9 protein-coding genes are annotated in these 10,358 nt (G+C 73.5%); 5 read left to right on the forward strand and 4 right to left on the reverse strand.

Going from position 1 to position 10,358, the window contains the following annotated elements:
* Window positions 1-16: 16 nt before the first annotated feature.
* Complete coding sequence (locus ABEB00_RS27985; RefSeq protein WP_345623192.1) at window positions 17-910, reverse strand: hypothetical protein; 894 nt, start codon at window positions 908-910, stop codon at window positions 17-19.
* The gene (locus ABEB00_RS27990) at window positions 907-1,944 is read right to left on the reverse strand and encodes an SPFH domain-containing protein (protein ID WP_345623193.1); all 1,038 of its coding nucleotides are present in this window, start codon (window positions 1,942-1,944) and stop codon (window positions 907-909) included. Before ABEB00_RS27990 ends, ABEB00_RS27985 begins: the two co-directional genes overlap by 4 nt.
* Window positions 1,945-2,080: 136 nt before the next feature.
* On the opposite strand from ABEB00_RS27990, the gene ABEB00_RS27995 reads away from it, so the two are divergent.
* The 3 genes from ABEB00_RS27995 (at window position 2,081) to ABEB00_RS28005 (ending at window position 5,937) form a co-directional block, all read left to right on the forward strand.
* Complete coding sequence (locus ABEB00_RS27995) at window positions 2,081-3,319, forward strand: arginine deiminase (protein WP_345623194.1); 1,239 nt, start codon at window positions 2,081-2,083, stop codon at window positions 3,317-3,319.
* A gap of 70 nt (window positions 3,320-3,389) precedes the next feature.
* Window positions 3,390-4,397 carry an ornithine carbamoyltransferase gene (argF, locus tag ABEB00_RS28000; RefSeq protein ID WP_345623195.1) on the forward strand — a complete coding sequence of 336 codons (1,008 nt, stop codon included), beginning with the start codon at window positions 3,390-3,392 and terminating at the stop codon, window positions 4,395-4,397.
* Between the two features lie 103 nt (window positions 4,398-4,500).
* Window positions 4,501-5,937, forward strand: coding sequence for an amino acid permease (locus ABEB00_RS28005; RefSeq protein ID WP_345623196.1), 1,437 nt, complete (start codon window positions 4,501-4,503; stop codon window positions 5,935-5,937).
* On the opposite strand, the gene ABEB00_RS28010 is transcribed toward ABEB00_RS28005, so the two are convergent.
* Window positions 5,897-6,382: an ATP-binding protein gene (locus tag ABEB00_RS28010; RefSeq protein WP_425586580.1), complete on the reverse strand. Its 486-nt coding sequence runs from the start codon at window positions 6,380-6,382 to the stop codon at window positions 5,897-5,899. The two genes, ABEB00_RS28005 and ABEB00_RS28010, sit on opposite strands and share 41 nt — an antisense overlap.
* Before the next feature lie 212 nt (window positions 6,383-6,594).
* On the opposite strand from ABEB00_RS28010, the gene ABEB00_RS28015 reads away from it, so the two are divergent.
* The gene (locus ABEB00_RS28015; RefSeq protein ID WP_345623198.1) at window positions 6,595-7,422 is read left to right on the forward strand and encodes an enoyl-CoA hydratase family protein; all 828 of its coding nucleotides are present in this window, start codon (window positions 6,595-6,597) and stop codon (window positions 7,420-7,422) included.
* Between the two features lie 6 nt (window positions 7,423-7,428).
* A complete protein-coding gene (locus ABEB00_RS28020) occupies window positions 7,429-9,723 on the forward strand; it encodes a bifunctional salicylyl-CoA 5-hydroxylase/oxidoreductase (protein ID WP_345623199.1) in 2,295 nt (764 codons plus the stop codon).
* Here ABEB00_RS28020 and ABEB00_RS28025 read toward each other — a convergent pair.
* On the reverse strand, window positions 9,707-10,358 hold a 652-nt coding region (locus tag ABEB00_RS28025), incomplete at its 5' end, for an elongation factor 1-alpha C-terminal domain-related protein (RefSeq protein WP_425586581.1). The genes ABEB00_RS28020 and ABEB00_RS28025 overlap by 17 nt on opposite strands.

Raw genomic sequence — 10,358 nt, forward strand, 5'->3', positions numbered from 1 at the left:
GTACCCGGCCGGCCGCTCACCCCAGCAGCCGCAGCTTCTCCGCGCACCTGCCCACCCGTACCGTCTGCCCCCAGGTCAGCTCCACCGCGTCGCTCTCCACGCCGTCCCCGAAGACGACCAGGCGTTCGGACTCGACGGTGAGGCGCAGGCGGGCGGCGGCGGTGAGTTCGCCGGCCACCAGGGACGTCCCGGTGGCCGGTGAGGGCCACGCCTCGCGGACGAACCAGAGCAGGCGGTCGTCCGTGGGGTGTGGCAGGGGCAGGGCGCTGCCCCGCTCCTGCCACACCGACCGGAGCCATCCGGTCGCCCCCGTGCCGGTGCCCACCAGCACCCCGGACGACGCCTGGGCCTCGACGACACCCCCGTCGCCCTCCAGGCCCAGGCGGTATCTGGCCGTCTGATGTCCGACGGCGCCGAGATAGATCTCGTTGAGCGCGACCAGCCGCTGGGTGTCGTCGGCGACCGCCTCGACCATGGTGAGTTCGTCCGCGCGGCCGGTGAAGGCGCCCCGCAGCAGCGCCGCCGCGTCGGTGGCCCGGTGCCGCACCAGCACACCGGGGTTGCGTCCCGGCTCGCCATCGACGCCGATCACCGGCTGCCCGGCGAGGTACTTGGCCACGTTGGCCACCAGCCCGTCCTGCCCCACCACGACCACCACGTCCTCGGGGGCGAACAGGAAACGGTCCAGGTCGGCCCGTTCCACCCGGGCCTGCCGCCAGCTCAGCGGAACCGCGGCGGCCACCTCGGCCAGGGCCCGCCGGGTGCGGCGGTGGCGTTCGGCGACCTCCCCGATGTCCCGGCCCCGGGAGGAGAGGAAGAAGGCGGCCTGCCCGTGCGTGCCGTGCCGGGCCACCAGTTCCTCGTACTCCGTGGTGCGGTGGACCAGCACGGCGCGCGGGGCGAGACTCATCCCCGGTCCTCGCCGCCGAGCTTCGCCAGCAGTCCGGTCAGCACGTCCGGCGAGAGCGTCACGTGGTCGATGCGCGGCAGGTTCTCCGCGAGCCGGGTGCCGGTGAGCGCGTGCAGGGTGGCCACGTCGACGTCGGCGTGGACCCGCAGCCAGGCCGCCTGGGCCGCGGCCCGTGCCTCGCCGACCTCGCGCGCGGCCTGGGCCTCCGCGCGGGCCAGCGCCACCGAGCGGGCGGCCTCGGCCTCGGCGAGCTTGACCGTGCGGGCCGCCTCGGCCTGCGCGCGCACCTTGTCCGCCGCCGCGTTCTCCTCCGCCTCGCGCCGGGTGTTCGCCCCCCGCTGCTCCACCAGCCGCTCCTCGCGCCGGGCGAGTTCGATCTGGCTGGCCAGCTCGTTCTCGGCGATGGTCCGCTCGCGCTCGACGGCGACGGCCCGCCGCTGGTAGGTCGCCCGGTCGGCCTCCTCCTGGATCTGCTCCCGGGCCGGCGTGCGCAGCGCCCGCTCCACCTCCGGTTCGGGCCGCAGCGCCACCACGCGTACGGCCACGATCTCGATGCCGGTGGCGGGCAGCCGCGGCTCCGCCGCCAGCCCCGCCGCCACGCGTTCGCGCACCGCCGTCACCCCGTCCACCAGCGCCGCCGCGAGCGGGGTGCGGGCCAGCACGTCCAGCGCGTGCTGCTGGGCGGTCTCGGTGAGCAGCGTGCCCAGTTGCTCCAGCGGCGCCCCGCGCCAGACCCCGGTGTCGGGGTCGACGGAGAAGTCCAGCCGGGCGGCGGCCAGCGCCGGGTCGCCGATCCGGTAGGTGACCGTCGCCTGCACCGACACGTCCTGGAAGTCCGAGGTGCGGGCCCGGAAGGTCATGGCCAGCTCCCGGTCCTCGACCGGTATCTCGGAGAGCGCGGCGGTCAGCGCCCGGAACCAGAAGCTGAGCCCCGGTCCTTCGTGCACCAGCTTCCCGTCGCGGTGGTGGCGGATGTGCGCGGTGGGCGCGCCGCGCAGGTGGCGCCAGCCCAGGCGCCGGGTGATGTCGGCCATCGGAGGAACCCCCTCTTTCTCGTCTGTCCGACGATAAGCGGAACCGCTCTTATCGTCAAGGGGACGAGAAAAGTGGGCGGCGGGTGGCGGGTGTCCGCCGGGCGTGCGCGGGCCGCATTCCGGTCAGGATGGAGTCATGGCATTCCACGTCGACTCCGAAGCCGGGCGGCTCCGCCGCGTCATCCTGCACCGGCCGGATCTGGAGCTCAAAAGGCTCACCCCGAGCAACAAGGACGCCCTTCTCTTCGACGACGTGCTGTGGGTGCGCCGGGCGCGCGCCGAGCACGACGGGTTCGCCGACGTACTGCGCGACCGCGGCGTCGCCGTACACCTCTTCGGCGATCTGCTCACCGAGACCCTCGACCTGCCCGCCGCGCGGGAACTGGTCCTGGACCGGGTCTTCGACGAGAAGGAGTACGGCGTCCTGGCCACGGACCACCTCCGGGCCGCCTTCGAGAAGCTGCCCGCCCCGGAACTGGCCGAGGCGCTGGTCGGCGGCATGACCAAACGGGAGTTCCTCGACGCCCACCCCGAGCCGGTCTCCGTGCGCTTCCACGCGATGGAGCTGGACGACTTCCTGCTCGGCCCGCTGCCCAACCACCTCTTCACCCGGGACACCTCGGCCTGGATCTACGACGGCGTCTCCATCAACGCGATGCGCTGGCCGGCCCGGCAGCGCGAGACCGTGCACTTCGAGGCGATCTACCACCACCACCCGCTCTTCCGCGACGAGCGCTTCCACCTCTGGTCCGAGGGGCAGGCCGACTACCCCTCCACCATCGAGGGCGGGGACGTCCTCGTCATCGGGGGCGGCGCGGTCCTGATCGGGATGAGCGAGCGCACCACCCCGCAGGCCGTCGAGATGCTCGCCCACAAGCTCTTCGCGGCCGGCTCGGCCCGCACGATCGTCGCCCTCGACCTGCCGAAGAGCCGTGCCTTCATGCACCTCGACACCGTGATGACCATGGTCGACGGCGACACCTTCACCCAGTACGCGGGGCTCGGCATGCTCCGCTCCTACACCATCGAGCCGGGCGTCGGCGACAAGGAGCTGAAGGTCACCGACCACCCGCCGGAGCACATGCACCGCGCGATCGCCGCCGCCCTCGGACTGAGCGAGATCCGGGTGCTCACCGCCACCCAGGACGTCCACGCGGCCGAGCGGGAGCAGTGGGACGACGGCTGCAACGTGCTGGCCGTCGAGCCGGGCGTCGTGGTCGCCTACGAGCGCAACGCCACCACCAACACGCACCTGCGCCGACAGGGCATCGAGGTGATAGAGATCCCCGGCAGCGAACTGGGCCGGGGCCGGGGCGGACCACGCTGCATGAGCTGCCCGGTCCAGCGGGACCCCGTACAGGCGGGTTCCGTATAAGAATTCAGCAGGTCGTATAGTATTCCAAGTGTTCGCTGTCCCCGATCCCCGTACTTCTGGAGCGTCCCTCATGGCGACTGTCCCGACCGCCCTCGCCGGCCGCCACTTCCTCAAGGAGCTGGACTTCGGCGCGGAGGAGTTCCGCGGCCTGGTCGCGCTGGCCGCCGAGCTGAAGGCGGCCAAGCGGGCCGGGACGGAGACGCGGTGGCTCAACGGGCGGAACATCGCCCTGATCTTCGAGAAGACCTCGACGCGCACCCGCTGCGCGTTCGAGGTCGCCGCCGCCGACCAGGGCGCTTCCACGACCTATCTGGACCCGTCCGGGTCGCAGATCGGCCACAAGGAGTCGGTGAAGGACACCGCGCGGGTACTCGGCCGGATGTACGACGGCATCGAGTACCGCGGGGACAGCCAGGCCAAGGTCGAGGAGCTGGCCGCGTACGCCGGGGTCCCCGTCTTCAACGGCCTCACCGACGACTGGCACCCCACCCAGATGCTCGCCGACGTGCTCACCATGACCGAGCACTGCGCGAAGCCGCTCGACCGGACCGCCTTCGCCTACCTCGGCGACGCCCGCTTCAACATGGGCAACTCCTACCTGATCACCGGCGCCCTGCTCGGCATGGACGTCCGCGTCGTCGCCCCCGAGGCGTACTGGCCGGCCGCCGCGATCGTCGCCGAGGCGCGCAGGCTGGCCGAGGACAGCGGCGCGGTCATCACGCTCACCGAGGACGTCACCGAGGGCGTCCGGGGCGCCGACTTCGTCGCCACCGACGTCTGGGTCTCCATGGGCGAGCCCAAGGAGGTCTGGGCCGAGCGGATCGAGGCGCTCGCCCCGTACGCCGTGACCGCGGACGTGCTGCGCGCCACCGGCAACCCGGACGTGAAGTTCCTGCACTGCCTGCCCGCCTTCCACGACCTGGGCACCAAGGTCGGCCAGGAGATCTTCGAGGCGCACGGCCGCACCTCCCTGGAGGTCACCGACGAGGTCTTCGAGTCGGACGCCTCGATCGTCTTCGACCAGGCCGAGAACCGGCTGCACACCATCAAGGCGGTACTGGTCGCCACCCTCGGCTGACCAGGCCCGTCCCGACCGGCGGCACCCGGAGCCACCCCTTCCGGAGCCGTTCGGCCGCGACCACCGTCGCGCCCCCGCACCACCGGAAACGAGCACCACCCGCATGCCCCGCATCAAATCCCCCCACGTCCTCGTGGCCGAGTCCGGCGCCGACCGCGCCGGCCACGGCCTGAAGCGCACCATGGGCCTCTTCCACCTGGTCTGCTTCGGTGTCGGCGCGATCGTCGGCACCGGGATCTTCGTCGGCCTCTCCGACTCGGTCGCCGAGGCCGGACCCGCCGTGGTCGTCTCCTTCGCGCTGGCGGCGGTCACCTGCGTCTTCACCGCCTTCGCCTTCGCCGAGCTGGGCGGCGCGATCCCGGTCTCCGGATCGTCGTACTCCTTCGCCTACGCCGGTCTCGGCGAGACCACGGCCTTCCTGGTCGGCTGGTGCCTGCTGCTGGAGTACGGCGTGTCGGTCGCCGCGGTCGCGGTCGGCTGGAGCCAGTACGTCAACGAACTGCTGGACGGCGTGCTCGGCATCCAGCTCCCGCACGCGCTCTCCGCCGGGCCCGGCGACGGCGGAGCGGTCAACCTCCCGGCCGTCGTCGTCATCGCCCTGGCCTGCGTCCTGCTGGTGCGCGGCGTGCGCGAGAGCGCCCGCGCGACGGCCGCGATGGCCGTCCTCAAGCTCGCCGTCCTCGTCGCCTTCCTCGCCATCGGCTTCACCGCCTTCGAGGACGGCAACCTCAGCCCGTTCTCCCCGGCCGGCCTCGGCGGCATCGGCGCGGGCACCACGGCCGCCTTCTTCTCGTACATCGGCTTCGACGCGATCACCACCGCCGGTGAGGAGGCGAAGAACCCCCGCCGGGACATCCCCCTGGCCATCCTGGTCTGCATCGGCCTGGTCACCGTGCTGTACTGCGCGGTCGCCCTCGCCGCGATCGGCGCCATCGGCGGCGACGAGGTCGGCGGCCGGCCCGCCGCGCTCTCCTACGTCGTCGACCAGGTCACCGGCTCCACCGCCGGCGGCGCCGTCGTCGCCTTCGGCGCGGTGGTCGCCATCGCCTCCGTGGTGCTCGCCGTGATGTACGGCCAGACCCGCATCCTGATGTCGATGTCCCGCGACGGCCTGGTCCCGCGGGTCTTCGAGAAGGTCTCGCCGCGCACCGCCACCCCGGTGGCCGGCACCCTGATCGTCGGCGCCGTCTTCGCCCTCCCGGCGGCCTTCGCGCCGCTGGACGCGGTGGTCGACCTGTGCACCATCGGCACGCTCGCCACCATGGCCGTCGTCAACATCGCGGTCCTCGCCCTGCGCCGCCGCGAGCCGTCCCTGGCCCGCGCCTTCCGCGTCCCGCTCTACCCGCTGACACCGGTGCTGGGCATCGCCTGCTGCCTCTACCTGATGTACGAGACGGGCGCGGAGACCTGGATCCAGTTCGCCGTCTTCCTGGTGGCGGGCGCGGTGGTCTACGCCCTCTACGGGCGCCGCAACTCCCGGCTGGCCGCCACCGGCGGCGTCACGCCGGACGCCGCTGAGCGGGCACCGCGGGAAGCGTGAACCAGACCGCCTTGCCGGAGTCGGTGGGGCGGTGCCCGCAGGAGGAGCTGAGAGCGCGGATCAGCAGCAGCCCGCGCCCGCCCTCCTGCCACGGGTCGGGTTCGGCGAGGGTGGGCCGGGTCAGATCACCCGGCGGCTCCGGGTCCGGGTCGTGCACCTCGACCTGGCAGCCGGTCGGCAGCAGCTCCACCACCAGCTCTATCGGCCGCTCGTCGGAGGTGTGCTCCACGGCGTTGGCGACCAGCTCCGCCGTCAGCAGCTCCGCGGTGTCGCAGTCCGCGCCGTGCTTCAGGTCGGCCAGTGCCGTACGGACCAGGGCACGGGCGACCGGCACGGCCGCGGCGGTGTGCGGCAGCGCGATGCGCCAGGAGGCGGAGGCCCGGGGGAGATCTTGCACAGTGGTGTCCGATCGTGGAGCAGGTGGTCCTGTCCTGCTTTCAACCATATGAAGAGTACTGCGCCACTCGACCGAACCTTGCGACGGGCACCGCCGGCACCGGCCGGGACCTTCGGCGCCGCCTCAAGGGCCCTGTCGCGCACCCGTGACGACAGTTACAGAACGGTGATAGCTTCGAAGGGCGGCCCGGCCCAGCCCCGTGCTGCGCCGTGCCGTGCCGTGCTCCGTGAGGTCCCGCCCGCCCGAGGAGGCCGCCCCTCATGAGTTCCTTCACCGGCTCCGCCGCCCCCACCCCCCGCTGGCGGCATCTGCGCGTCGACCTCGCCGCCGGCGTCGCCACCGTCACCCTCGCCCGCCCCCGGAAACTCAACGCGCTCACCTTCGGCGCCTACGCCGACCTGCGGGACCTGCTCGCCGAACTCTCCCGGGAACGGGCCGTGCGCGCCCTGGTGCTGACCGGCGAGGGCCGCGGTTTCTGCTCCGGCGGCGACGTGGACGAGATCATCGGCGCGACCCTCTCCCTGGACACCGCCCGGCTCCTCGACTTCAACCGCATGACCGGCCAGGTGGTCCGGGCGATCCGCGGCTGCCCCTTCCCGGTGATCGCCGCCGTGCACGGCGTGGCGGCCGGCGCCGGAGCCGTCCTCGCCCTCGCGGCCGACTTCCGGGTCGCCGACCCCTCGGCCCGCTTCGTCTTCCTCTTCACCCGCGTCGGCCTCTCCGGCGGCGACATGGGCGCCGCGTACCTGCTGCCCCGGGTCGTCGGCCTCGGCCACGCCACCCGGCTGCTGATGCTCGGCGAACCGGTCCACGCCCCCGAGGCCGAGCGCATCGGCCTGGTCGGCGAGCTGACCGAGGAGGGCCGCGCCGACGAGCGGGCCCAGACCCTCGCCCGCCGCCTGGCCGCCGGCCCCGCCCTGGCCCACGCCCAGACCAAGGCCCTCCTGACGGCCGAACTGGACATGCCCCTGGCCGCGGCCCTGGAACTGGACGCCGCCACCCAGGCCCTCCTGATGACCGGCGAGGACTACCGGGAATTCCACGAGGCGTTCACCGCGAAACGCCCCCCGAAGTGGCAGGGGAGGTGAGCCGGCTTGTCGACCGACGACAGCGCCCGGCGCGTGGCGATCATCGGCGGCGGCCCCGCCGGGCTCTACGCCGCCACCCTCCTCAAACGCCTCGCCCCCACCCGGGACATCACCCTCTGGGAACGCGACCCCCCGCAGGAGACCTTCGGCTTCGGCGTGGTCCTCTCCGACGAGACCCTCGGCGGCGTGGAACACGCCGACCCGGCGGTCCACGCGGCCCTCCGTGAGCACTACGTCCGCTGGGACGACATCCACCTCACCCACCGGCACACCCGCCAGACCGCCGGCGGCCACCGTTTCGCGGCCCTCGGCCGCAGAAGACTCCTGGAGATCCTGCACGCCCGCTGCCACGCCCTCGGCGTCGACCTCCGCTCCCGTACCGAGGCCCCGCCCGCCGACCGGCTCGCCCGCACCCACGACCTGGTGATCGCCGCCGACGGCGTGCACAGCACCACCCGCGAGACGTACGCCGACGCCTTCCGCCCGCACCTGACCACCCACCGCTGCCGCTACCTCTGGCTCGCCGTCGACTTCCCCTTCGACGCCTTCCGCTTCGAGATCGCCGAGACCGAGCACGGCGTGCTGCAACTGCACGGCTACCCCTACGCCCCCGACGCCTCCACCGTGATCGTGGAGATGCGCGAGGAGGTGTGGCGCGCCGCGGGCTTCGACACGCTCGGCGTCCCCGAGGCCGTCGACCGCTGCGCCAGGATCTTCGCGGACGCGCTCCGCGGCCGGCCCCTGCGTACTGCCACCCGCACACCCGCCTGGTCGGCCTTCCGTACGGTGGTCAACGAGCACTGGTCGTACGGCAACGTCGTCCTGATCGGCGACGCCGCCCACACCGCCCACTTCTCCATCGGCTCCGGCACCAAGCTGGCCGTCGAGGACGCGGTGGCGCTGGCCGCGAGCATCGCGGAACACCCGGACGTGCCCGGCGCGCTCGCGGCCTACGAGGCGGAACGCAGGCCCGTCGTCGCCTCCACACAACGGGCCGCGCGGGCCAGCATGGAGTGGTTCGAGGAACTGCGCCGCCATCTCGACCAGCCGCCCCGCCAGTTCGCCTTCAACCTGCTCACCCGCAGCCGCCGCGTCACCCACGACAACCTGCGGCTGCGCGACGCCCGCTTCACCGAGGCGGTGGAGCGCGAGTTCGGCTGCCCGCCCGGCACCCCGCCGATGTTCACCCCGTTCCGGCTGCGCGGCCTGACCCTGCGCAACCGCGTCGTCGTCTCCCCGACGGCCCTGTACTCCGCCGTCGACGGCGTCCCCGGCGACCTCCACTTCGTCCACCTCGGCGCCCGGGCGCTGGGCGGGGCCGGCCTGGTGATGACCGAGATGGTCTGTGTCAGCCCCGAGGGCCGCATCACCCCCGGCTGCGCGGGCCTGTACACCGCCGGTCAGGCGGCGGCGTGGCGGCGGATCACCGAGTTCGCGCACGCCCGGGCCCCCGGCACCGCGATCGGCGTGCAGCTCGGCCACAGCGGACGCAAAGGGTCCACCCGGCGGATGTGGGAAGGCATGGACGAACCCCTTCCGGACGGCAACTGGCCGCTGGTCGCCGCCTCCGCGCTGCCGTACCAGGAGCACGGCCAGGTGCCGCGCGCGCTGTGCCGGGCCCGGCTCACCGACCTGCGCGAGGAGTTCGCCGCAGCCGCCCGGCGCGCCGCCCGCGCCGGTTTCGACCTGCTCGAACTGCACTGCGCCCACGGCTATCTGCTCTCCGGCTTCCTCTCCCCGCTCACCAACCACCGCACCGACGCCTACGGCGGCTCGCTGGAGAAACGGCTCCGCTTCCCGCTGGAGGTCTTCGACGCGGTGCGGGGCGAGTGGCCCGAGGAGCGGCCCATGACGGTACGGATCTCCGCCACCGACTGGGCCGAGGGCGGCACCAGCGCCAAGGAGGCGGTGGAGATCGCCCGTGCCTTCGCCGCGCACGGCGCCGACGCGATCGACGTCTCCACCGGGCAGGTCGTCACCGACGAGCGGCCGGAGTTCGGGCGCTCGTACCAGACGCCGTACGCCGACCGGATCCGCCACGAGGCCCGCGTCCCGGTGATCGCGGTCGGCGCCATCTCGTCCTGGGACGACGTCAACTCCCTGATCCTGGCCGGCCGCGCGGACCTCTGCGCGCTGGCCCGCCCGCACCTCTACGACCCGCACTGGACGCTGCACGCGGCGGCCGAACAGGGCTACGAGGGTCCGGGCGCCGTCTGGCCCGCGCCCTACCGGGCGGGCTCCCGGCCGCCGCGCACCGGCCGCACGGACGGCCCGCGGCCCCGGCTCACGCCGGAGGGCTGAGCGCGACCATGCCGGCGGTGAGGGTGGCCCCGTCGGCCGGGTCGATCAGCAGGAAGGCGCCGGTGCGCCGGGAGACGGCGTAGTCGTCCAGCGGCAGCGGCTCGGCGGCTCGCAGCACGATCCGGCCGAGGTCGTTGGCGGCCAGTGCGTCGGCCCCCGCCAGGTCCTTGACGATCGCCCGCACGGTCCGGGTGGTGTGCCGCAGCAGCACCCGGTCGCCGACCCGCAGCGGGCGGTCGGCGAGATGGCAGACGGCGGCGCGCACGTCCTCGGTGAGCACCGGCGCGTCCACGCCCGCGGTGATCATGTCGCCGCGCGAGACGTCCCGCTGGTCGGCGAGGCGCAGACTGACCGACTGCGGCGCGTACGCCGCCGAGGCCGCCGTGCCGAGCACGTCGATGCCGGTGATCTCGGAGGTCTCGCCGGACGGATGGACCACCACCCGGTCGCCGACCCGCAGGACACCCGAGAGCACCTGGCCCGCGTAGTGCCGCTGCTCACCGTGCCGGATGACGTACTGCACCGGGAACCTGGCCGGCGCGTCGACCGGCTCGGCCGCGACCGGCACGGTCTCCAGGTGCTCCAGGACGGTGGGCCCGCCGTACCAGTCCATGTGCGCGGAAGGGTCCACGACG

Origin of the sequence: Streptomyces ziwulingensis (assembly GCF_039542605.1) — a bacterium.
Lineage (GTDB): Bacteria > Actinomycetota > Actinomycetes > Streptomycetales > Streptomycetaceae > Streptomyces > Streptomyces ziwulingensis.